This is a genomic window from Hymenobacter qilianensis, assembly GCF_014489555.1.
Lineage (GTDB): Bacteria > Bacteroidota > Bacteroidia > Cytophagales > Hymenobacteraceae > Hymenobacter > Hymenobacter qilianensis.
Genome location: NZ_CP060784.1, coordinates 2,745,931 through 2,767,282 on the forward strand (window position 1 = coordinate 2,745,931; position 21,352 = coordinate 2,767,282).

The 21,352-nt window shown below is 56.5% G+C and carries 22 protein-coding genes and 1 pseudogene; 7 read left to right on the forward strand and 16 right to left on the reverse strand.

Annotated elements, in window-relative coordinates:
* Positions 1-31 precede the first annotated feature (31 nt).
* From H9L05_RS23660 to H9L05_RS23680, 5 genes are read right to left on the reverse strand one after another with little or no spacing between them, the layout of a single operon-like run.
* Positions 32-496, reverse strand: a complete 465-nt coding sequence (locus H9L05_RS23660; protein WP_223284404.1) for a hypothetical protein — start codon at positions 494-496, stop codon at positions 32-34.
* Positions 493-654, reverse strand: coding sequence for a hypothetical protein (locus tag H9L05_RS23665; RefSeq protein ID WP_223284405.1), 162 nt, complete (start codon positions 652-654; stop codon positions 493-495). The genes H9L05_RS23660 and H9L05_RS23665 overlap by 4 nt, the downstream gene beginning before the upstream one ends.
* Positions 648-1,922 carry a TonB-dependent receptor domain-containing protein gene (locus tag H9L05_RS23670; RefSeq protein WP_223284406.1) on the reverse strand — a complete coding sequence of 425 codons (1,275 nt, stop codon included), beginning with the start codon at positions 1,920-1,922 and terminating at the stop codon, positions 648-650. Before H9L05_RS23670 ends, H9L05_RS23665 begins: the two co-directional genes overlap by 7 nt.
* Positions 1,923-1,927: 5 nt before the next feature.
* Complete coding sequence (locus tag H9L05_RS23675) at positions 1,928-2,242, reverse strand: hypothetical protein (RefSeq protein WP_223285003.1); 315 nt, start codon at positions 2,240-2,242, stop codon at positions 1,928-1,930.
* Entirely contained in the window at positions 2,155-3,150 is a 996-nt protein-coding gene (locus H9L05_RS23680) for a carboxypeptidase-like regulatory domain-containing protein (RefSeq protein WP_223284407.1), read from the reverse strand. Before H9L05_RS23680 ends, H9L05_RS23675 begins: the two co-directional genes overlap by 88 nt.
* A gap of 370 nt (positions 3,151-3,520) precedes the next feature.
* On the opposite strand from H9L05_RS23680, the gene H9L05_RS26195 reads away from it, so the two are divergent.
* Both H9L05_RS26195 and H9L05_RS23690 read left to right on the forward strand, forming a co-directional pair.
* A complete protein-coding gene (locus H9L05_RS26195; RefSeq protein WP_223284408.1) occupies positions 3,521-4,030 on the forward strand; it encodes a heparan-alpha-glucosaminide N-acetyltransferase domain-containing protein in 510 nt (169 codons plus the stop codon).
* Entirely contained in the window at positions 3,991-4,698 is a 708-nt protein-coding gene (locus tag H9L05_RS23690; RefSeq protein ID WP_223284409.1) for an acyltransferase family protein, read from the forward strand. The genes H9L05_RS26195 and H9L05_RS23690 overlap by 40 nt, the downstream gene beginning before the upstream one ends.
* Before the next feature lie 153 nt (positions 4,699-4,851).
* Here H9L05_RS23690 and H9L05_RS12700 read toward each other — a convergent pair whose 3' ends face one another.
* The 6 genes from H9L05_RS12700 to H9L05_RS12710 all read right to left on the reverse strand — a co-directional run bounded on the left by H9L05_RS12700 (position 4,852) and on the right by H9L05_RS12710 (position 11,441).
* Entirely contained in the window at positions 4,852-6,477 is a 1,626-nt protein-coding gene (locus tag H9L05_RS12700) for a 3-(methylthio)propionyl-CoA ligase (RefSeq protein WP_187731292.1), read from the reverse strand.
* Between the two features lie 387 nt (positions 6,478-6,864).
* The gene (locus H9L05_RS23695) at positions 6,865-7,251 is read right to left on the reverse strand and encodes a serine hydrolase (protein ID WP_317174957.1); all 387 of its coding nucleotides are present in this window, start codon (positions 7,249-7,251) and stop codon (positions 6,865-6,867) included.
* Positions 7,251-7,985, reverse strand: coding sequence for a serine hydrolase domain-containing protein (locus H9L05_RS23700; protein ID WP_223284411.1), 735 nt, complete (start codon positions 7,983-7,985; stop codon positions 7,251-7,253). Before H9L05_RS23700 ends, H9L05_RS23695 begins: the two co-directional genes overlap by 1 nt.
* Positions 7,880-8,980, reverse strand: coding sequence for a glycoside hydrolase family 3 C-terminal domain-containing protein (locus H9L05_RS23705; RefSeq protein WP_223284412.1), 1,101 nt, complete (start codon positions 8,978-8,980; stop codon positions 7,880-7,882). The genes H9L05_RS23700 and H9L05_RS23705 overlap by 106 nt, the downstream gene beginning before the upstream one ends.
* Complete coding sequence (locus H9L05_RS23710) at positions 8,947-9,828, reverse strand: glycoside hydrolase family 3 protein (RefSeq protein WP_223284413.1); 882 nt, start codon at positions 9,826-9,828, stop codon at positions 8,947-8,949. The genes H9L05_RS23705 and H9L05_RS23710 overlap by 34 nt, the downstream gene beginning before the upstream one ends.
* Before the next feature lie 599 nt (positions 9,829-10,427).
* Entirely contained in the window at positions 10,428-11,441 is a 1,014-nt protein-coding gene (locus H9L05_RS12710; RefSeq protein ID WP_187731293.1) for an alkaline phosphatase D family protein, read from the reverse strand.
* A 152-nt stretch (positions 11,442-11,593) separates the two neighbouring features.
* Between H9L05_RS12710 and H9L05_RS12715 the strand changes: the two genes are divergently transcribed.
* Positions 11,594-12,919 carry a carboxypeptidase-like regulatory domain-containing protein gene (locus H9L05_RS12715; RefSeq protein ID WP_187731294.1) on the forward strand — a complete coding sequence of 442 codons (1,326 nt, stop codon included), beginning with the start codon at positions 11,594-11,596 and terminating at the stop codon, positions 12,917-12,919.
* A gap of 102 nt (positions 12,920-13,021) precedes the next feature.
* Here H9L05_RS12715 and H9L05_RS12720 read toward each other — a convergent pair whose 3' ends face one another.
* Complete coding sequence (locus H9L05_RS12720) at positions 13,022-14,338, reverse strand: glycosyltransferase family 39 protein (protein WP_187731295.1); 1,317 nt, start codon at positions 14,336-14,338, stop codon at positions 13,022-13,024.
* Between the two features lie 11 nt (positions 14,339-14,349).
* Positions 14,350-14,556, reverse strand: a complete 207-nt coding sequence (locus H9L05_RS12725; RefSeq protein ID WP_187731296.1) for a hypothetical protein — start codon at positions 14,554-14,556, stop codon at positions 14,350-14,352.
* A gap of 227 nt (positions 14,557-14,783) precedes the next feature.
* Between H9L05_RS12725 and H9L05_RS12730 the strand changes: the two genes are divergently transcribed.
* Together H9L05_RS12730 and H9L05_RS12735 are read left to right on the forward strand one after the other, a co-directional pair.
* Positions 14,784-16,592 (forward strand): DUF885 domain-containing protein, encoded by a 1,809-nt coding sequence (locus H9L05_RS12730; RefSeq protein ID WP_187731297.1) that lies wholly within the window; start codon positions 14,784-14,786, stop codon positions 16,590-16,592.
* A gap of 130 nt (positions 16,593-16,722) precedes the next feature.
* The gene (locus H9L05_RS12735; RefSeq protein WP_187731298.1) at positions 16,723-17,223 is read left to right on the forward strand and encodes a DUF4126 family protein; all 501 of its coding nucleotides are present in this window, start codon (positions 16,723-16,725) and stop codon (positions 17,221-17,223) included.
* A gap of 97 nt (positions 17,224-17,320) precedes the next feature.
* Here the strand turns inward: H9L05_RS12735 and H9L05_RS12740 are convergent, their stop codons facing one another.
* On the reverse strand, positions 17,321-17,776 hold the full coding sequence (locus tag H9L05_RS12740) for a hypothetical protein (protein ID WP_187731299.1): 456 nt from the start codon (positions 17,774-17,776) through the stop codon (positions 17,321-17,323).
* Positions 17,777-17,940: 164 nt separating this feature from the next.
* Here H9L05_RS12740 and H9L05_RS12745 point away from each other — a divergent pair.
* Positions 17,941-18,614 (forward strand): annotated as a pseudogene (locus tag H9L05_RS12745) (Dph6-related ATP pyrophosphatase).
* Between the two features lie 187 nt (positions 18,615-18,801).
* Positions 18,802-19,293: a VOC family protein gene (locus tag H9L05_RS12750; protein WP_187731300.1), complete on the forward strand. Its 492-nt coding sequence runs from the start codon at positions 18,802-18,804 to the stop codon at positions 19,291-19,293.
* A 50-nt stretch (positions 19,294-19,343) separates the two neighbouring features.
* Here the strand turns inward: H9L05_RS12750 and H9L05_RS12755 are convergent, their stop codons facing one another.
* Positions 19,344-20,213 carry an RES domain-containing protein gene (locus H9L05_RS12755; protein ID WP_187731301.1) on the reverse strand — a complete coding sequence of 290 codons (870 nt, stop codon included), beginning with the start codon at positions 20,211-20,213 and terminating at the stop codon, positions 19,344-19,346.
* A 132-nt stretch (positions 20,214-20,345) separates the two neighbouring features.
* On the reverse strand, positions 20,346-21,305 hold the full coding sequence (locus H9L05_RS12760) for an MBL fold metallo-hydrolase (protein ID WP_187731302.1): 960 nt from the start codon (positions 21,303-21,305) through the stop codon (positions 20,346-20,348).
* Positions 21,306-21,352 lie beyond the last annotated feature (47 nt).

The window sequence follows — 21,352 nt, forward strand, 5'->3', positions numbered from 1 at the left end:
CAAGCCATTTAACCCAAGGCCATTCGGCCATTTAAAAAGTAACGCGCACGCCCATATCCACGCCGCGCGTAGCCGGAACGCTGCCGTAGTCGAAGCCATTAGAGCCGCCGCCGCGTACGCCGGCACCAGCCGCCGAAGTTTCTGGGTCAGCGCCGGTATAGTTGGTGAGCAGCAGCAGGTTGCGGCCCGTTACGCTCAGCTCAACGCCTTTAATGAATGACTGCCCAAACGCGGTAGAGGGAATATTGTAGCTCAGCGTAGCATAGCGCAGGCGGGCCCACGATACATCCTCGATAAAGGCAGAACCTACCGTGCCCAGGGTGTTCTGGTAGTAGCCTTGGGTCAGCTCTACGGGACGGGTGTTTTGAGTGTAGGTAGTCGAGCCATCGGTATTTGGCGTGGCAATTACTCCGTCAAACACCACCTCTTTATACCTGTCTAGGGTCCGCTCGCTCAGGCCGCTGGTGCGGGTAGCATACCAGTCGTTGCCGTTCACCACTTTGCCCCCTTGCGGAAATCGAACAGGAAAGTGAACTGCAAGCCTTTGTATGTAAGCGTATTGGTAAGCTGAGTGGTGAAGTCGGGAGCCCGGTCGCCCTGGTAAGTGAAGTTGGCATTTACCAAGGGATAACCCGTAGTGGGGCTGATCAGCACGCGACCATCGGGGCACGCAGCCAGTCGCTGGCGCCAATACCCGTAATTGGCTTGCCGGGATAAGCACCACCCTGGGCAAAGTCGATAATGAACGCGTCCGACTGGTTTACTACCGTGAGTACGCTAGGCAGCTCCACCGTGCGGTTTTCGTTGCGGTAGAAGTTGGCCAGCACATCCCAGGTGAAATTGTTGGTTTTCACCGGCGAGCCATTCAGGGAGATTTCGATGCCCTTGTTCTCTACAGTGCCACCGTTGATGTATTGCAGAATAAAGCCCGTTGCCTGACTTACGCGGGGGGCAATTAGCTGGTCGGTGGTGCGGGTGCGGTACACGTTGGCGTCCAAGCCGAGGCGGTTTTGCAGAAAGCGCAACTCCACGCCCAACTCATACGAGCGGCTGCGCTCAGGGATAAGCAGGCTGTTGGAGCCGAAGAAACCATTGCGGAAGCCCCCACCGATGTAGGTGTTGGCGGCCAGCGGCGACTCCACGCGGTAAGGACCCGTGTCTTTGCCCACCTCGGCAATAGAGCCCCGAATCTTGCCGTAGTTCAGAACAGGATTCTGCTCCAGGCCCAGCGTGCGGGTAAACTCATAGCCTGCCCCGATGGAGCCATAGCCGAAGCCTTTACCATAGATCTTGTTCTTGTCGGGGCGGGGCAGTGTAGACGAGATGTCGTAGCGTCCGCTCAGCTCCAGGAACAGCTGGTCCCAGAACACCATGCTCAACTGCGCAAAATTGCCCACCAGGCGGCGCTTTACGTTGCTGGTCAGCGCGTTGCGGTTTACGGTGTTATTGATGCTGATGAAGTTTGGATTCTGGAAAATCAGGCCGATAACGTTCGTTGTCTCGTTCTGATTCTGCTCCACCGTGTTGCCCAGCGTCAGCGTACCGCTGAAGTTCTCGCTGAACTGATGGTTCAGCGTGGCCAGGAAGTTCGAGTTCAGAATGCGGTTGGCATTGGTAGTTTCGGCAATGCCGCCGTCCTGGTTGTTCACCAAGGAAGTACCCACGGCCCGTACCGAGCGCACGCGCTCCTGGTAAAAGTCGGTGCCCAGGGTGTAGCTGAAGTTCAACCACTTATAGGCCGCAAAATTCAAGGTTGCGTTGCCGATAAAGCGGTTGGTGCGGTCGGTTTGCGGGTTGCGGTTTACGGTGAAGTACGGGTTGTCGGCATCGTTGGCGCTGGTAGAGGCACCGGTGAGGCGGCGGCGGCTGCCGTCGGGGTTGAGGTAGTTGCGCGCATCATCGTTGCGAGGCCAGTTTAGCAAGCTGATCAAATAGCCCCCGAGCCGCCAAACAAACCAGGGCCTTGCACGGGCCGCTCACCACCTGAGTTCAGGTAGTTGGCCGAGGCGTTGGCGCTGAACTTGGGCGAAATCTGCACCGTGCCCGCCAGGCGTACAGAGGCTTTGTCGTACTTGCTTTCGGGCGTAATGCCTTTCGAGTCGAGGTGCTGAACGGAGAGCAGGAAGCTGGCTTTTTCGGTGCCGCCCGTCATGTTCAGGTAGTTCTGGAAAGAAGTGCCTTTCTGATAAAAGTCCTCGAGGTTGTTGTATATGGTCTCGCCGGGCGCAAAGCGTGGCCCCAAGATTGGCGGGTGCCCGGATCGAAAATGCCTAACGAGCCCTGCTTGTACTGATCCTGTAGCTTGGGCAGGCGGTTTACCTGATCCACGGAAAACTGGGTGCGATAATTCAGCGTAACCCGACCTGCGGTGCCGCTCTTGGTCTTGATAATTACGGCGCCGTTGGCCGCGCGCAGACCGTAGAGTACGGCCGCCGCGGGGCCTTTCAGCACCGTCATGCTCTCAATGTCTTCGGGGTTAATGTCGGAGGCGCGGTTGGTGGTGCCCACCGAGCGACCCAGAATACCATTGAAGGCTGAGCCACCGCCCGGTGCCGTCGATTCGGCGAAAGAGGAGTTGTCCATAATCACGCCGTCGATAACGAACAGCGGCTGGTTGTCGCCATCAAGCGAAGTACCACCCCGGATTACGATGGCAGCGCCTTCGCCAGGACCACCACCCGAGCTGGTGATGTTTACACCCGCGATTTTACCCTGCAAGGCATTCACGATGTTGGGCTGGCGCGAGTTGACTAACTCGGTGCCCTGCACTGACTGCACGCTGGTTACAATACTGCGGCCTTCTTTTTCGATACCAAACGCGGTCGTTACTAATACCTCTCCCAGATTAGTGGTGCTGGAAGCCAGAGCAGCATCAACAGTAGCACCTGTAGCGGGGCGCTCTTGAGCGGTGTAGCCAATAAAGCTGAAAACGAGCATGCCGCCCTCGGCAACATTGTTGAGAGTATAGCGGCCTTCAGCGTCGGTTTGAACGCCATTGGTGGTGCCTTTGACAATCACGTTCACACCCGGCAGGGGCGAGCGGTCATCGGCGGCCGTCACAACGCCGGTTACGGTTCGGGTGGTTTGGGCAAGGGCCGGAGGGGCTAGCAGCCACCCCAGCGCCAGGAAAAACCATAGAAGTTTTTTCATTGAAAGGAGAGAATGGTGAAAGGGAAGGAAAGGAGCATGAAAAGAAAAGACCGGAACCCGAGTGCTCAAAGCAGTTGGATTCCGGTCGACAAAGCGTCCGAACTTATTGGGGGACAATACACAAACAGGTACAGGTGCCCATAGGGGAGTAGCTAAACTGAACTGCAAAGTATAAACTACTCAGCAGCTATTCATCGATTCAGCGCACAGAAACGCGGAAAAAAGGATTTAAAGCTAAAGCTGAAGATTAAGCTGCACAACTATATATGGAATTTTATTAGTGGCGCTTGAACTCTGAAAAGGCAAGTGACAACCTACCAGCGTTTCCTGAAACGTATTTTTTACCTTAGAGCGCCTCAACCTACTTCCTATGCAATCTACTACCCAGGCCGCCATTGAAACTACGCACACCGTGCCACTTGCGGAAGCCAGCGGACCGGGCCGGCTGGTGTCGCTCGACGTATTTCGGGGTATCACCGTCATGGCGATGATACTGGTGAACAACCCCGGCAGCTGGGGTCACATCTACGGGCCGCTGGAGCACGCCAAGTGGCACGGCTGCACGCCCACCGACCTTATATTTCCGTTTTTCCTGTTCATTGTGGGCGTCAGCATTGTGTATGCGCTCGACTCGGCTAAGCAGGACTCTAGCCGCCATTCGCAGCTGCTGCTCCGCATTGTGAAGCGCTCGGCTATCCTGTTTGGGCTGGGACTGTTTTCGGCGCTGTTTCCCAGCTTTGTGTTCGAAACGGTGCGAATTCCGGGCGTATTGGCGCGCATTGCTGTCGTGTTCTTGGTGTGCGGAACGGTATTCGTCAAAACCGGCTGGCGCACGCAGGCGTGGCTGCTGGGGGCATTTTGGTGCTGTATAATATCCTGATGCAAGTGGTGCCGGTGCCCGGCTTCGGCCCAGCTAATCTGGAGCCCGCCACCAACCTCGGCGCCTGGCTCGACCGGCTTATACTGGGTGAAAATCACCTCTGGAAATCCAGCAAAACCTGGGACCCGGAAGGTTTGCTGAGCACTTTGCCGGCCATCGGTACGGGCCTCGCCGGTATGCTGGCGGGCCAGTGGCTGCGCTGCCGTACGCTGGAGCCGGCTACGAAAGTGGCGTGGCTGTTTGTGGCTGGCGGAGCGGCTATTGTGCTGGGAATGATCTGGAATGGTTGGTTTCCCATCAATAAAAGCCTCTGGACCAGCTCCTATGTGCTGTACACTGCCGGTATTGCGTTAGCCATGTTAGCGGCCCTCTATTGGCTCTGCGACGTGCACGGCTACCGCGCCTGGACCAAGCCTTTTCTGGTATATGGCGTCAACGCCATCACCGTGTTTTTCCTGTCGGGACTGGTGCCGCGCCTGCTGCAAATGATTAAAGTGGCTGGGGCAAATGGCGAACCTGTGGGCCTGCGCACCTGGCTTTACGACACGTTTTTCGTGCCTTATTTCACCCCCATCAATGCCTCGCTGGCGGGCGCTATCGTGTGCGTTCTTATTTGGCTGGGCATTTTGTGGGTGATGTACAATCGGCGTATTATTATTAAGGTCTGATGAGCTGAAGTGAACAGGTTTTGAGCCTATTCATTCTTTAGGGCGTCATGCAGAGCGCAGCGAAGCATCTCGCGTGTCGTCATTGAGTTACCATTGCAACATCAGCACGCGAGATGCTTCGCTGCGCTCTGCATGACGGGGTAGAGTTTTATTTCAGAAAGTGTAATCAGCGAAATCCTGACGCAGCTTGGTTTTGAGCAGCTTGCCGGTAGCCGTGTGCGGCAGTTGGTCCACAAACTCCACGGCCTCAGGCGTCCACCAGCGAGCAATTTTGCCCTCGAAGAATTGCAGCAGCTCTTCTTTGGTGACTTCAGCGCCGGGTTTGAGCACTATCACCAGCAATGGGCGCTCGCTCCACTTTGGGTGAGGCACGCCGATAACGGCCGCCTCAGCTACGGCTGGGTGCGCAATGGCGTGGTTTTCCAGATCGATGGACGAAATCCACTCACCGCCCGACTTGATAACGTCCTTGGAGCGGTCGGTGATTTGCATGAAGCCATCGGGGTCGATGGTGGCTACGTCGCCGGTTTTAAACCAGCCGCTTTGCGTTAGCTGGCCCGGCTCGCCGGCCCGGAAATAGTCGCCCACGATGAAAGGGCCACGTACGAGCAGGTCGCCGAAGGCGACGCCGTCGTGGGGTAGTTCCTGGCCGGCATCGTCCACGATTTTCATGTCTACCCCGAAGATGGCCCGGCCTTGCTTGGTTTGAATGGCGAATTGCTCATCGGGGGAGAGCAGCAGGTGTTTGGCTTTGGGCGTGCAGGCGGTGCCGAGCGGGCTGGTTTCGGTCATACCCCAGGCGTGCCGGATTTCAATGTTCAGCTCTTCGTCAAAGGCTTTCAGCAACGCCGGCGGGCAGGACGATCCGCCGACAATCATGCGCTTGAGAGTAGTGAATTGCAGCTTTTTTTCGCGCATAAACGTCAACAGGCCAAACCAAATAGTGGGCACGCCAGCCGTAAACGTGACTTTTTCCTGCTCATACAGTTCGTACAAGCTGGCCGCATCGAGGCCGGGGCCGGGCATCACTAGCTTGCAGCCGTTCATGGGCGCCACGTACGGAATGCCCCAGGCGTTGACGTGAAACATAGGCACTACGGGCAACACCGTGTCGCGGGCGGAGCAGTTGAAGCAGTCGGGGAGGGAAGCGGCGTAGCTGTGCAGCAGGGTGGAGCGGTGGGAGTAGAGCACGCCCTTGGGCTCGTCGGTGGTGCCGGACGTGTAGCAGAGGGAAGAAGCGGTATTTTCGTCGAAAACGGGCCACTCAAAGTCGGCGGTTTGTGCGGCCAACAGTTCTTCGTAGCACAGCAACTCGCCGGGCAGAGAGGAGTCGGCGGGCATGTGGGCACGGTCGGTGAGCAGGACCCAGCCGGCTACTTTTTGGCATTGGGGGGCTAATTTCTCAGCCAGCGGCAGAAAGGTGAGGTCCAGAAAAATATAGCTGTCCTCGGCGTGATTGATAATGAAAATCAGCTGCTCGGCAAACAGACGCGGGTTGATGGTGTGGCAAATCGCCCCAAGTCCCGACACGCCATAATACAGCTCGAAGTGGCGGTGGTTATTCCAGGCCAGCGTCCCGATTCGATCGCCCATGCCGATACCCAAGCTCTTGAGCGCGTTGGCTAGCTGCTTGCTGCGCTGGTGGGCATCGTGGTAGGTGTAGCGGTGGATGCCGCCTTCCGTTAGGCGCGACACAATTTCGGTGTCGGCATGCCATTTGGCCGCGTGTTCGAGAAGCCCCGCGATGCGCAGGGGCTGGTTCATCATCAAGCCGAGCATAGAAAAACAGGTTGGGTGGGAAACGGACGATACCGTTTTCTAAGCTAAGAAAAAACAACGAGGGTCTCACTTCTGGGCCACGAATGGCCTCACCCCCCGACCCCCGGTCTGCTTTATGCGCAGAGCCTAGGGGAGAGGGGGAGCCAGCCGACTGTTTCTACGCGGCTACGTCGGCTGCCGCCTCCGCAACCGCTACCGGGGCCTTTGTAGAAAGCAAAAAAGCCCCCAGATATTTTCCGGGGGCTTTTTTACAACTCTTTACTTCCTAGCGAAAGCAGTAGCCGTACTGTAGGCGCGAGCCGAAAGTGCGGCGTAGAACGATTAGCGTCAGGCTCCCCCTCTCCCTTTGGAGAGGGGGCCGGGGGGTGAGGCCCTCGTTGAAGCCTCTTAATTCTCCTTCAGCACCGGCGATTCCGTAGGAGTGCTTTTGCCTTGCTGCACGGCTTCGATGGCAACCTGCAATAAGTGACTGCGCACACTCAGGTCGCTGATCTTATTGTTGTTGCGGGTGGGGTTTACGCGGTTAGAGAGGAAGATTACCATGAGGTCGTACTGCGGGTCGACCCAGAAATAGGTGCCGGTGTAGCCGGTGTGGCCGTAGCTGCTTTGGCTGGCGTTTTTGGCCGAGTTTACTGAAGGATTGGCGGCGGGGCGGTCGAAGCCCAGGGCGCGGCGGTTGTCGGGGCAGAACTGGCAGCGCGTGTACTCAGCTATGGTTTCGGGCTTGATGAGCTGCTGCCCGCCGTATTTGCCATTCCAGGCATACATCTGCACTACTTTCGCCAGGTCATTGGCATTGCCGAACAGGCCCGCGTGGCCAGAAACGCCCCCAGCAGGGCTGCGCCTTCATCGTGTACGGTGCCGTGCAATTGGCCGTGGCGAAACAGGGAATCGTACTCGGTGGGCGCAATGCGGCTGAGTGGGAAGCGGCGGGTGGGATTGTAGCCCATTGTCGTAGCACCCAACGGCTTATAAATCTCATCGACCACAAACTGATTGAGTGGCTTGCCCGCGGCTGAGCGCACAAACTGCGGGTACATAATAAACGACAAATCGGAGTACACGTAGCCGGGCTTCTCATTCAGCGGCGACTCGGCAATGGCTTCGCGAATACGCTCAGGGAAATCTTTGCGGGCCCACAGGTTGGTAGCAGCCTGGTACGGAAAACGAGCCGATGAATCGGCGCGGAAGAAGCGACGGTTTAGCTCCGATGGTTTGGTAGCTGATACGTCGGCTGCATCGGGACTTTTGCCAAACAGCTTATTGAAAATGCCGCGGGGCTTGGTGTAATCTTTCCAGAATGGGATCCAGGCCTTGAGGCGGGCTTGGTGGGTGAGCACATCGCGCAGCTTCAGGTCCTGTTTGTTGGTGCCCACAAACTCAGGGTACAACTGCCCCATGGTCATGTCAGGGTTGAACTTTCCTTGATCCTGAAGGCGCATGAGTGCCGGCAGCGCCGCCGATACTTTCGTGACCGAAGCCAAGTCGTAGATGTCGGTGTTCTGCACTGGGCGCGGCTTTTTGCCCCCAGGCGTGGATTGTCGGCGTAGTCGTGGGTGCCGTAGCTTTTGCGCAACACCACCGTGCCTTTTCGGGCAATCAGCACCTCACCACCGGGAAATGCTTTGGCCGCTAGAGCTTGCTGCATCATGGAATCCACGCGGGCTTCGAGGTTATTATTCATGCCCACCGCTTCGGGGTAGCTGTAGCTCAGGCGCATGCCGCCTTGCGTGCTAAGGCCAAAGCCGCGCTGGTACTGATCGGAGATAGTAACGGGGAGTTTGCCCTGAGCACCGATGCCGCCAAAAATCATTTGGGCAGTTAAGTCCTGGATATTTTTGCTTTCCTGGTAAGCCAGCACCACGGCGTCGGCGCGGGCCAGGTCGCGGACTTTGGCCACGGCGTAGGCATTGCCAAACATGGTGACCACAATGCGCTGTTTGGCCGTAGCCAGCTCCCGCAGAAGCACGTTGGTTTCGGGCGTCACGCCAAAGTTGGTAGCTGGCAAGCGACCCAGGTTATTAAGACCAACGAGCAGCGTATTATATCCTTTGAGCGCTTCCCGAATCTTGACCAACTCATCCAGCGTAGGCGTGGCCGACAACCAAAAATGGTCAGCGGGGGCGTAGTCCGTCACCATGCGCTGAAAGTCGGTGGTGTCTTTGGTACCGATGGTCACGGTAGCAATGCGCAGGGTATCAAGGCGCTGTAAAGGCAGGATGCTTTTCTCGTTGCGCAGTAAAGTCAAAGAAAGCTCACTCAAGCGCTGGCTCAGATAATTAGCGTGCGGGGTGTTGAGGTCTTGGTACAGGTTTTTGAGGTCAATGGGCTGATACTTATTCAGCCCCGACCACTCCTTCAGCGCTAGCACCTTGCGGCAGCGGCGGTCAATTTCTTCCTGCGTGATTTCACCCCGGTTAATGGCCTCTCGAACCATCGTCAGGGCCAGCGGAATGTTCTTGGAGAACTCTAGAATGTCGTTGCCGGCCAGCAGAGCGCGCACGTCGCCTTCGCCGGGGGGAACATGTTGGTGAGGCCCTTCATGTTCATGGCATCCGTGAAAATGATGCCTTCAAAACCCATTTTCTCCTTCACCATACCCGTCACGATGGGCTTGGAAAGGGTAGAGGGGATACCAGTGCTGTCGAGGGCCGGAATGTTGAGGTGGGCAATCATAATGCCCCCCAGGCCACGCCGCATCAGGTCGCGGAAGGGAAACAGCTCCAGCGTATCAATGCGGCGCTTGTCTACCCGAATGAGGGGCAGGGCGAGGTGAGAATCGGTGTCGGTGTCCCCGTGGCCGGGGAAGTGCTTGGCTACGGCCAGAATGCCGTTGTCCTGCATGCCACGCATGTACTGGTAGCTTTTGGCGGTTACGTCCTCGCGGCTGTCGCCCCAAGAGCGAAAGCCGATAACGGGGTTCGCGGCGTTGTTATTCACATCGACTACCGGCGCAAAATTGACATGCATGCCAGTGCGCTTGAACTGGCGGGCAATCTCGGCGCCCATCTCGTACAGCAAGGCGGTATCCTGCACGCCACCCATACTCATTTGATACGGAAAACGCGTGGTGCTATCCAGGCGCATACCGATGCCCCACTCTGCATCCATGGCCACGAGCAACGGCACTTTTGCCTGTGCTTGGTAGCGGTTGAGCAATTTGCTTTGGCGCACGGGTCCGCCCTGGAAGAAAATAAGCCCCCCAACGCCGTACTGCTGCACCAACTGCGACACGGAGTCTTCATCAATGCGCTTGCGGTTGGAATAAGCCGCCACCATAAAGAGCTGCGCTACCCGCTGGTCGGGCGTGAGCGTGGCCATCACCGAGTCAACCCAGCGCGACTCCGCCATCTGGGGGCAAAAGGCACCGGCGCGTTCATGGAGCGCGGCTTGATGGTGGCAACCGCAGTTTTAGGTTTAGCGGGTTTCTTCCGTCGCTGCTGGGCCGAAGTGGCGAACGGCAGGAACAACAGAAGCAGGATGAAGAGCGAGAAATTCCGGGGCGTGAGCAAGGGCGCAGGGTTCGGGTGGAAGTCAGCCGTAAAAATACGGCAACCCACGAAGTTATGCGACAATAGCTGAGAAGTGGATTGCAAATAGCAGAGCAAGGAGCTGCAGTTGTACTATATAATTTCTATTAGACCGTCATACAGAGCGCAGCGAAGCATCTCGCGTGTTTAGTAAGTGTGTAATACAATTCAGAAGAACGTCATGCTGAGCTTGCCGAAGCATCTCTACACGAGTAGGAATCTCAACGAAGCGGGAGAGATGCTTCGGCAAGCTCAGCATGACAGTTAGCGTGGCAACGACTGCACGCGAGATGCTTCGCTGCCGCTCTGCATGACGTTCTATGTAGATGTTGTCAGGTTCTTTGAATCGTAGATTACTGTCGCACAAAAAAGAGCTGGAGATATCTCCAGCTCTTTTTTGTGCGCTAAGGAAAGTTTCAACTACTGAATGACCGTTTTCTCTGTGTGAAAAACCTCTCCATTTTCACCCTTCAACTCCATCGTTGCCTGTAGCTTTTTGCCTTTTTGGCGAAGGCGGAACAGGGCATAATGCTTCTCATTTACCAGCGGGCCAACGCGGTATTTATTTGGTTCACCGGTATTGTTGGTAGCAGGGTGCGTGAGGCCGCTTGATGTGACTTCATACACTGGATACTGTACGCCAGATATGGTCATTTTGGCCATTTCGCCAATGTGGCGGTCACCACTCATGAGTAGTACGCCTTTTGCTTTCGTGCTGGCCAATAAGGCTAAAAAGCGCTGGCGGGCAACCGGGAAATTGGCCCACTTCTCATACCGATGCTCTTCGGCCAGAAACTGAATGCCGGAGCCGATAATATGGGCATCGGCGTCGCTGTTGGTGAGTTGTTCCTCCAGCCATTTCCACTGTTCTTCGCCCAGAATGTCGCCCGTAGGATTGGGCTGATACACCTTGTTAGCATCCCGAAAGAGTGTATCCTGGTGGTAGCGGTCATCGAGCAGAATTACCTTCACTCGCTTCCTGCCAACATTGTAATTATAGGCAGCATAAATACCTTCCTGCTGCCGGCGCGGACTGCTGGCGGGCTCTTGTAAAAAGTCGAGGGCCAACTGCTGACTTTCTTTTTTCGGCCCAAACGATTTGTCGCCGTCGTTGCGTCCGTAGTCGTGGTCGTCCCAGGTGCCGATGACGGGGACCTGCGTACGGAAGGCTTTGTAGTCGGCCTGATTGAACTGCTGGTCGTACTTAGCTTTGAGCACGGCCATGTCGTCGGAGTCGCCGTAGATGTTGTCGCCGAGCCAGATCCAGAGGTCGGGTTTATCCTTCGAAATTGCCCCCAGATGGTCTGGGGAAGGTCTTGGCGGTCGCAGGAGCCGAAAGCAATGGTCATCGCTTTTTTGTGCTGAGCCACGGCCGCCGGGCTGCCCAGATACAATAGCAAACTCAAGAGCAGGAGAAGGTTCTTCATGCTGCAAATATGAAAAATAGAGCAGAAGGAGCGACGCGCTTTGTGTGAAGTAACTGTTACAAAAAGCCCCCCAGCCGTCAAGAGCATCTGCCGACGGTCTAATTTTTGTGAGTCGGGCACACGCCACGCCGCCGCTGCGCGTTATTTGTGCTACTTCCCTTGAAAACTAAACGACTTTTGCCCTTGAATACGCTCCTGATTCTTATTGCTTTTCTTCGTTCACGCCTAGCTGCCGGTAAGCTGGCTGCCCGCCTGGGTGTCGTGTTTCTGTTGGTTGGCGGCCTAAGTCACGGTGCCTATGCTCAGTACCCGGTGCGGGGCATTGTTCGGGATAAAGAAACCAAGGAACCGCTGCCCTTCGTGGGCATTGGCGTGAAAGGCACGACCATGGGCACGGCCAGCAACGAGAACGGCGAGTTTACCCTAAGCTTGCCTTCCGTGCCGCAAACGCTGATTTTCTCGGAGCTGGCCCACATCAAGGATACGGTGCAGGTTACGCAGGCGGGCCAAGCGTTGGAGATAGAGCTGGCGCCGGCCACGGTGGTGCTGTCGGAGGTGAAAGTGGCCAGCTACGCCTACCAGCTGGTGGACCGCGCGTATCAGCAGTTAAAGAAAAACTACAGCCGCAAATTCTACGGCAAAGCCTACTACCGCCAGATCACGCGCATCGACAACGACCCCACGGAGCTGCTGGAAATGGTGTGGAATGCCAAGTCCAACATCGCCCGCATTGAGGGCACGAGCATAGCACAGGGGCGCTATGCTGCCAAGCAAGCCCTGATCAGTGACAAGAACTTTTCGCTGTACACCAAATCGTTCGGCCTCTACGATGATAAAGCCGACACGACCAAAGCGCTGGGCCTGTTCAGCCCCAACGTGGTGGCAAACTATCTGCTGGAAATTAAAGGTGTGCTGGAGAAAGGAGAGACCGGCGGTGTGGCCGAAATTGCTTTCGAGACGCGCCCCGAGCAAACCAAGTACCGCTCGAAAGGCACCGTCTGGATTGATGTGGATACCTACCAGGTAATTCGCTACAAAATGACCACGCCCCAGCTTACCCGCAAAGCCAATAACCCGACGTTCTCCTTCAAAAACACGGAGCTAGAGCTGGATATGGTGTTTCAAAACGATACGACTGCCGTGAATCCGCTGGAGCACATCAAAGCAGACATGACCTATGATTTGGTACGGCCTGGTTTGCCACCAGCCAAAATGAAAGTGTCGGCTTTCACCTTCTTCTACGACACCAGTCGCAAGCCTACTAGCCTGACGTACAACAAAGTAACCAGCAACGAGCGCGACCTGGAAACCATTAGAAAGGTGAAATACGACCCCGAGTTTTGGGCCAATAATCCGGTGGTAAAACGTACTCCGCTGGAAGATGAAGTAGCTAAGTCGTTTGAGCAGAAAGGTGCCTTCGGAACGATGGTAAAAAAGCCCGAGCCTAAGGCCGATGTGCGCATTCGCAATGGCCGGATAGAATAGCACGCTGGGGGGCTTTTCGCTAGTCCAACACAATACCTTTTCAACACCACGCCCCAACTTCTACACGGAGTTGGGGCGTGGTGTTTTTGGTGAAGGTGGCGCTTACTTGTGCTGCTCCCACTCAGCCAGTTTGAGTCGGTGCTCTTGATAAATTCGGTTAAGAATAGCCGTGTCGGGATTGGTGCCGAGCGCAATGGTAGTGCCTTGTTCGCGGGCGTAACTGTTCTCAATTTTGCCCCGACGCTGGTAGCTGGAAAAATGCCCCCCAAAGTCCTCAGAGTCATCTGTGACCAGAAGTATGTGCCGGTACGGCTGGGCCGGGCGCGTTGGAAACCAATACAAATAGCTGCCATTGAAACTATGCGCCGCTGGCATATCTCGCCCCCGATTATAGTAATTCAAAGCTCCGGCCTGACCGTAATTATCGCACAGCACGAGGGTGCGGCTGCGCGAAGAATCGGGCAGACTTTGGTAGGCTTGCCAGGCTTTGTCGGCTAGTTCCTGCCAGCCCAGCATATCGGCGAAATCCTGGGGTAAGAGATGAATTTTACCGTCTTCCCAGCGGTTGGCACCAGTGCTGCGGTAGGCTTCGCCAATCTTCTGCATTTGGGCCGGCGGATACAGGGCGTAAGCATAGGGAAACAGCGGAACGGCCAGCACCAGCAACAGGGCCGGCAGTATGGGTCGCGCTAGCTTGCTCAGTCGCGGAAAGCTCACCAACCGATGTTCCAGCCACGACGCACCCGCCGCGAAAAGAATAGGGTAGTAGCCCAAGGCATAATAGCTCTTTCCGTGCAGTACAGTCAGCAATAAAAGCCCCCCAACGAAGAGTAAGCCCACGCTGCGGTACGGCCGAAACGGTTGGTAGAACAAGAGGGCCAGCAGCCCCGTCACCCACACCCACAAAGCCGGAAAACACATGAGCAGTTGGTCTTGCCAAAAGTCCGCGGCCGACACATTCACTAGCTGCGACTCGTGCAGCAAAGCCATATGGTGAAAAAATGGAATGCCGTGCCTTAGCTGCCAGATCAGGTTGGGTAAAAACAGCGCCAAGGCAATGCCGGCCGCAATCCACCCGGCTTTGGTAATCAGAATACGGCGTTGCTCAGTCAGGAGTAAGGCGGTAATCAGGGCCCCGATGAAAAAGAAAGTGGTGTACTTATTCAGCAGGCTCAGGCCCAGCACCACGCCAATGCCATACAGATAGCGCGGCTTTGGCTGCTGGATGTAAGCAATTAGCCAGTAGCAGCTCAGCGTAAAGGCAAAGACTTCGAACGAGTTGGGTTGAAACAGAAAGTTGAGGCGGGAATAAGCACAGACGATATAGCTCAAACACGCCAGCACTTGTGCCCACCTGCTGCCCCCAAGCCGCTGGGCCGCTCGACCTACCACGTACACGGTGCCCGCGCCCCACAGCAAGGGCCAGAATTTTACCCAAAAATACCCCCACCCAGGGCCAGCGTGAGCCAGCTTTGCACGGCCATCAGGGGCGGCACTTCCAGGTAGCCCCAGGCCAAATGCTGGCCATAGTTGAGGTACAGATATTCGTCGCGATGCAGTTCATACACCCGACTGGCCAGCACAAAGCCAAGCACAAACTTAAGACCGGCAAAGATCAGCGGAATATGACGTTTCATGTCGGAATATATTTGATTCCTAATAAATGCCACGTCCACATTATTTCTGGCTGAGCGGTGCAGCCTTTTTAGACTAGAACGATCTTATGCACGGGAGTAAAACACTGCGCTAGTTGGTCGGAATGCTACCCCAATCTTGCTTCCGCCTGCAACTTTAGCCTTACTGTGTAACTGACTAGCTATATTGCTCCCCACTCAAACCCTCCTCATCTCTCACCCCTTTCCTCATGAAAAAACTAGCCCTTACCGGGTTGCTGGTTGGCTCGCTGCTAACCGCTTGTAATCAGCAAAAAAACACGGCCGATGGCGGCAGCGACACTGCAGCTACCGGCACCGCCGAAGTGAAAGACCTATCGACGCTGTTTGCAAACTATTGGGAAGAAAACCTCAAGCTGTTCCCGCTCGACGCCACCACCCAGGGCGATAAGCGCTACAATGACCGGCTGCCCAATGACCAGACCCAGGCCTTCCGCGACACGCTCCAGACGACGTACCAAAACTACCTCAGCCAACTACAGAAGTTTGACCGCGAAAAGCTGTCGGACAATGACAAAATCAGCTACGATATTTTTAAGTACGACCTAGAGAATAAGCTGGCTGGTCTGAAGCTAAACACTTGGATGATACCGTTTCAGCAGTTCTGGGGCCTGCCCATTACGCTGGGTCAGTTTGGCTCGGGCTCGGGCATTCAGCCCTTCAAAACGGTGAAGGACTACGACGACTGGATAGGCCGCGCCAAAGGCTTTGCCGCCTGGGGCGACTCGGCCATTGGCAACTTCCGCAAGGGCATGGCCGCCGGCGTGGTATTGCCGCGTCCGCTGGTAGAGAAGATGATTCCGCAGATGCAGGATTTGGTCGTCACTGACCCAACGAAAAGCTTATTCTATGGCCCGGTAGCGAAGTTTCCGGATGGCTTTTCGGACGCAGATAAGCAGCGCCTCACCGCCGCCTACAAAGATGTTATTCTGCAGGACCTAGTGCCAACGTACAAGAAGCTGGGGGCCTTTTTGAAGAACGAATACCTGCCCAAAGCCCGCACCACGACTGGCATTTCGGCCATTCCTGGCGGTCCGGAAATCTACCGCTACTATGTTAAGAGCTGGACCACCACTGACAAGTCGCCCGAAGAGATTTACCAGACCGGTCAGGCCGAGGTAAAACGTATTCGCTCGGAAATGGAGCGCGTGAAAAACGAAGTTGGCTTTAAAGGCGACCTGCCCGCTTTCTTCACCTATCTGAAAACGGACAAGAAATTCACGCCTTACCAGACGCCGGAAGATGTGTTGGGAGCATTCCGCGCCATTCAGGCTAAGATTGATCCGAACCTGAAAAAGATGTTTGGTCGCACGCCCAAAACGCCATTTGAGATTCGGCAGACTGAGGCGTTCCGCGCCGCTTCGGCCTCAGCCGAGTACAACCAGGGCAACCCCGACGGCTCGCGGCCGGGCGTTTTCTACATCCCGATTCTGAATGCCAAGGAATTCAACACCACTTCAGGTATGGAGTCGTTGTTTTTGCACGAAGCCATTCCGGGCCATCACTACCAGATTTCGTTGCAGCAGGAAAATGAAAACCTGCCCAAATTCCGCCGCTTTGCCTGGTACGGCGCCATGGGCGAAGGCTGGGCCCTCTACACGGAGAGCCTCGGCAGGGAGCTAGGCCTCTACACCGATCCGTACCAATACATGGGTGCGCTGGGCGACGAAATTCACCGCGCGATTCGCCTGGTGGTGGACGTGGGCATGCACACCAAAAACATGACCCGCGAGCAAGCCATCAAGTACATGATGGACAACGAGGCCATCAGCGAGCAGGGCGCCACCGCCGAGATTGAGCGCTACATGGCCATTCCGGGTCAGGCGCTGAGCTATAAAATCGGGGCGCTCAAGATTCGCGAGCTGCGCCAGAAGTACGAGAAGCAGCTGGGGGGCAAATTCAAGCTCAGCGCCTTCCACGACGAGCTGTTGAAAGACGGCGTGATGCCATTGGCCGTATTGGAGCGCAAAATGGATGCCTGGGCCGCCACGCATAAGTAAGCCCAACGCGTGCCGTTCATCAACTAAAAAGGGCAGCCACTTGGCTGCCTTTTTTTATGCTCGGCTGGTGGCTGCTACCAGCGGCTTCCCGTTTAAGGTACTATCCTTTATTCTATTAACGATCAATTCGATGTCTAAGCAACTTCAACAAACGCTCGCCCTCGGCGCGATAGCTGGTATGCGCAGCATGTCGGCGCCCGCCACCATCAGTCACGTCCTCAGCAACCATAAATCGAAGGCTATCGGCCGGTCGCCGCTGCGATTTTTGCAGTCGCCCACCACGGCCAAGGTCCTGAAAGGGATAGCCGTGTCTGAAATGGCGGCCGACAAGCTGCCCGGCATGCCCAACCGCACCGCGCCACCAGTACTGCTGGGTCGTATTCTGGCGGGCGGACTAGCGGGCGCGGCAGCCTATAAAGCGCAGAAAGACAGTGTGGTAAAGGGCGCGCTTATTGGCGGCGCCGTAGCGGTGGCCGCCAGCTACGGGGCCCTGTATCTGCGCAAAGCGCTGGGTTCAAGCACCGGTTTGCCTGATAAGGTGTGGGCGATAGCGGAAGATAGCTTGGTGCTTAAAAGCGCCCTTGCCGTGGCGCACGATGCCCGCCGCAGCACCAATAATAAGCTGTATTAGCTTCGTGTTTGCATAAAAAAAAGCCCCCCAGATAGATTCTGGGGGCTTTTTTTTATGCAAACACGAATAACAGCTTGCTAGCGGATTCAGCTGGCTGTTATTGCTGGGTGGTTTGGCCACCGCCACTACCTGACGTTGTGCCGCCTGCGGTAGTACCGCCATTGCCACTCTGGTCAGTGCCTGACGCTTTGGATGGAGCCTGCTTCGCGTTCTGGCTGTTGCCATCCTGCGCTTTATCTTGCTGAGGAGCTGGCTGGCCCGAAGCCGTTTGCGGCGAAGTAGCTGTGTTGCCGCTAGGAGCCGAGTTCATCGCCTTGTCAACAGACTGCTGCTGATCAGCGGCCGAGCCTTCGCCTAGCGGGGGCTGGACGTTCTGTACACGGTTTACGCTGTCGCGGGCAACCTCATTGCTGGTAGGCTCTTTGGCTGCTTCCGTGTTGAAATTTTTATCGAATTGGGTGTCTTTGCCGGGGCCCTTTTCGTAATCGCAGGAGGCTAGCGGGGCCGTAGCGACCAGCAGAATAGCCAGCGCGTAACGCTGTTGGAGTTTCATAAAAAGTGTTTTGAGTTGAAAGACTAGATTGGAAGCCCTGTATACGACAAGCGGGCGTCAATAGCCGAAGCAAAATCAGCAAGAAGGTTTAGTGCGACCAATTTTGCCAAATCGCCCGTTTGCCCGCTGCCCGATACCTTTGCCGGATGCCCATTTCAGCCCTTATGAACTGGAGTGGGGGCAAAGACTCAGCCCTCGCCCTTCACCACGCCCTGCTTGACCCCAGCTACCAGGTGACCCACCTGCTCACCAGCATCAACGCCCGCTACCAGCGCGTATCCATGCACGGCGTGCGGGTGGCGCTGCTCGAAGCGCAGGCCCAGCGCATCGGGCTGCCGCTGGTGCAGCTGGCCCTGCCCGAGTCGCCCGGCATGGAGGAGTATGAGCAGCTTATGCACAAGGCGTTAGCTCCATTGCAGGCTCAGGGTGTGAGTCAGGCAATTTTCGGGGATATCTATCTGGAAGATCTTCGGGCCTACCGCGAGCAGCAGCTGGCGCGGGTGGGGCTGGGGGCATTTTTCCGCTTTGGAAGCGCCCCGCAGCCGATTTGCTGCGCGAGTTTCTCGATCTGGGCTTTCAGGCCGTAGTAGTGTGCGTAAATGAGCAGCACCTCGACGCCAGCTTCTGCGGCCGCCTTCTCAACGCCGATTTTCTACGCGATTTGCCCCCCGGCGTAGACCCCTGCGGCGAAAATGGCGAGTACCACAGCTTCGTGTTCGACGCCCCGTTTTTCAGCAGCCCGATTCCTTTTGTGCGCGGCGAGCTGGTGCGCCGCACCTATCCGGCTCCCGTGCCCGGCGCGCCCGAAGCCGGCTTTTGGTATTGCGATTTGATCTGAACCACGGATTAGCGCGGATTTTTCGGATTCCACGGATTTCATTCCGTAGACGACGCGTCATCGGCCTATGTTGATTATGGGAGTGCGCGGGACCAGCCCTGATGTGGCTATACTTGAAAAAAATTTGTTGAATTTTAATCATCCACGAAATCCGAAAAATCCGCGCTAATCCGTGGTTCAGACAACTATGAGCCAGCCCTATATCATCCCCGCAACTACCCGCATCGGGCACGTGCACCTGAAAGTGGCCGACCTAGACCGCGCCATCAGCTTTTACTGCGGCCTGCTGGGCTTTGAAATAACGCAGCGCTACGGCTCGCAGGCTGTATTTATCTCGGCGGGTGGCTACCATCATCATATTGGCCTGAACACGTGGCATAGCCTGGGCGGGCCGCCCGCGCCGCGCAACACGGCCGGCCTCTATCATATAGCCATTCTGTACGCCACGCGCCCGGAGCTGGCTGTAGCCCTGAAGCGGCTGCTGGATGCCAACTACCCCGTCACCGGCGCCGCCGATCATGGCGTGTCGGAAGCTATTTACCTGAATGACCCCGACGGCAACGGCGTAGAGCTGTACTACGACCGGCCGCAGGAAGAGTGGCCCCGCTCTGCCGCCGGCGAAATCAACATGGTCACGGATCCGCTGGATATTCCGGCACTACTGGCGCTGGCTAAATAAGTATAAGAACAAAAAAAGCCCCCCGGAAATGCATCTGGGGGCTTTTTTGATTATAGGCAATGCTCATTGGCCTGAGCTCCTTCGCGCAGAATCCAATTGCCGGGCCGGTTAAGCCAGTGCAGCTTTTCATCGGGCGCTACGCCGCGCGCAAAGTTGAGCGAGCATACATCAATGGTCTCGGTCTCGACGCGATTCACCGACAAGTGCTCCACGTATTGAAGTACCAGCTTTTGCTCATCAATGCAGCGCGGATGCAACGCCAGGTTGTGCGAAGGGCTGGGCATGGCCGCCGACGGGTACAGGAGGCCGTCGAACTGCTCGCCTAGCCCTAGCGCCTCCGTGAGGGCAATGGATAAGCGGTAGCGGTGTTCCTCGCCGGGCCCGATGGGCTGCGTAAAGCAATCTATCATAAACTCAGTCAGGTGCTGCTCCGTTTCCGGTAGCTGCTTCAGGGACTCCTGTAATGCCTTTTCACGGTCGGAGTGTGGGTCGTCGGCGCACAGATCGGCGTAGCCAAAGCCCGCGATGCGCAGGGGCTCCCGCGCCTGCCAGCGGCTGATGATGATCTGTTCGCCTTTTTTTACACCGGCCTCAAAAAATGGTGGGTGCCAGGTAGCACTGCAATAAAACATGGGTATGCCCGCCCGATTGGCGCGCTGATCGTTTTTTACCCGCTCAGCCGGCGCATACGATACATCGGCGAAGCGGTGCGGAAGCTTTTCGCAGGGCGTACCCCGAAACAGCAGCAGACCGGCATCGAAATCGAGGCAGCGTAGCGCGTGGCCCGTTAGCAGCTCGCGCATCAGCGGCACCAGATCATCAACGGATTGCTCGCGAAGGTCGAGCTTATGAATAGCGGCTATTTTCTCTTTGATTTCCTTCGCAGCCGATTTATGGGTGTTGGGTTGGGAGGAACGCATGGGTGGGAGAGAGGGATGGTAAACACAGATGAGCTTGGATGGTATATTACCTAATGAGACCTCACCCCAGCCCTTTTAAAAAGGGGCGGAGTGAGGTCTCACGGGGGAAACGAGAGTAGTTTACGGCAAAAACTAGCGTCGGTAACGCTTTTTGCCCTTTTTGTTATTCACTAATACTAAAGCGACAGTTGCGGCCAGGCCCAGGCCCAGCGCCCATTTAGAAAAAGCAGTACTCACAGCTGGCGGCACCGAGGTTACGCCGGTTTCGTCGGCAGTAGCTGGCTGGGGTACGTAGCGGCCGTGCTTCGGGATGGCTACCTCATCGAAGTGCTCCACAAGCGCCTGGAGCTGCTGTAGAAGCTGCGTGCCGTGCATCGGAATGCCATGGCCGGTAGCAGCAATTTGGGGCTTCAAATCGGCCAGCAGCGCCACCGATTGACGGGCTTGGGGCCAGTTAGGCGTAAAATAAGCGGGTGGGCCGTGCACTTCCTGGCGTTGCTCCCACACCGCCGAGCCCGATTCCTGCTTCACGGTCACGAAGGCGTCGCCGGCAAGTAATACGCGGTCATGCTCGCGGAAAAACGCCACGTGGCCGGGTGTGTGGCCGGGCGTATGGTACCAGCGCCAGCCGGGCAAGTGCGGCACCGAGCCATCGGTGGGCAGCGCTTGCACCCGGCTGCCTAGGTCGATGGGCTTCTTTGGGTAGAGAAAAGACATGGCCGCCATGGCGCCACCGCCTACCGTTGGGTCTGGTGGTGGGTAAGACGAGCGGCCCGTGAGGTATGGCAGCTCCAGAGGGTGCGCGTACACGGGCACATCCCATTCGTTGGCTAGGGTAACTAGCGCCCCCACATGGTCGAAGTGGCCGTGGGTGAGGATAATGGCGGCCGGCCGCGCCTCCGAACCGAAGATTTCGGCCGCGTGGCGACGAATAGTGCCAGCTGAGCCCGGCAGGCCCGCATCCACTAAGACCCAGTCAGAGGTTGGCGCTTCCGGCTCACGCACATAGTATAGGTTGGTAAATACATTACGCAGACCCCAGATACCCGGCGCAACGGCCTGGAGTTGAGGTGTACTAGCTCGATTAGCCATACAGAAGTGTTTTGGTTAGAGATAGTGAAGTAGGTAGCAAGTGATAC

Coding starts and splice junctions, on each gene's coding strand:
- H9L05_RS23680 (WP_223284407.1), bottom strand. CDS start 3,150: ATGAAAAAACTTCTATGGTTTTTCCTGGCGCTGGGGTGGCTGCTAGCC.
- H9L05_RS26195 (WP_223284408.1), top strand. CDS start 3,521: ATGCAATCTACTACCCAGGCCGCCATTGAAACTACGCACACCGTGCCA.
- H9L05_RS12700 (WP_187731292.1), bottom strand. CDS start 6,477: ATGCTCGGCTTGATGATGAACCAGCCCCTGCGCATCGCGGGGCTTCTC.
- H9L05_RS23710 (WP_223284413.1), bottom strand. CDS start 9,828: ATGGCGGAGTCGCGCTGGGTTGACTCGGTGATGGCCACGCTCACGCCC.
- H9L05_RS12725 (WP_187731296.1), bottom strand. CDS start 14,556: ATGAAACGTCATATTCCGCTGATCTTTGCCGGTCTTAAGTTTGTGCTT.
- H9L05_RS12730 (WP_187731297.1), top strand. CDS start 14,784: ATGAAAAAACTAGCCCTTACCGGGTTGCTGGTTGGCTCGCTGCTAACC.
- H9L05_RS12735 (WP_187731298.1), top strand. CDS start 16,723: ATGTCTAAGCAACTTCAACAAACGCTCGCCCTCGGCGCGATAGCTGGT.
- H9L05_RS12740 (WP_187731299.1), bottom strand. CDS start 17,776: ATGAAACTCCAACAGCGTTACGCGCTGGCTATTCTGCTGGTCGCTACG.
- H9L05_RS12750 (WP_187731300.1), top strand. CDS start 18,802: ATGAGCCAGCCCTATATCATCCCCGCAACTACCCGCATCGGGCACGTG.
- H9L05_RS12755 (WP_187731301.1), bottom strand. CDS start 20,213: ATGCGTTCCTCCCAACCCAACACCCATAAATCGGCTGCGAAGGAAATC.
- H9L05_RS12760 (WP_187731302.1), bottom strand. CDS start 21,305: ATGGCTAATCGAGCTAGTACACCTCAACTCCAGGCCGTTGCGCCGGGT.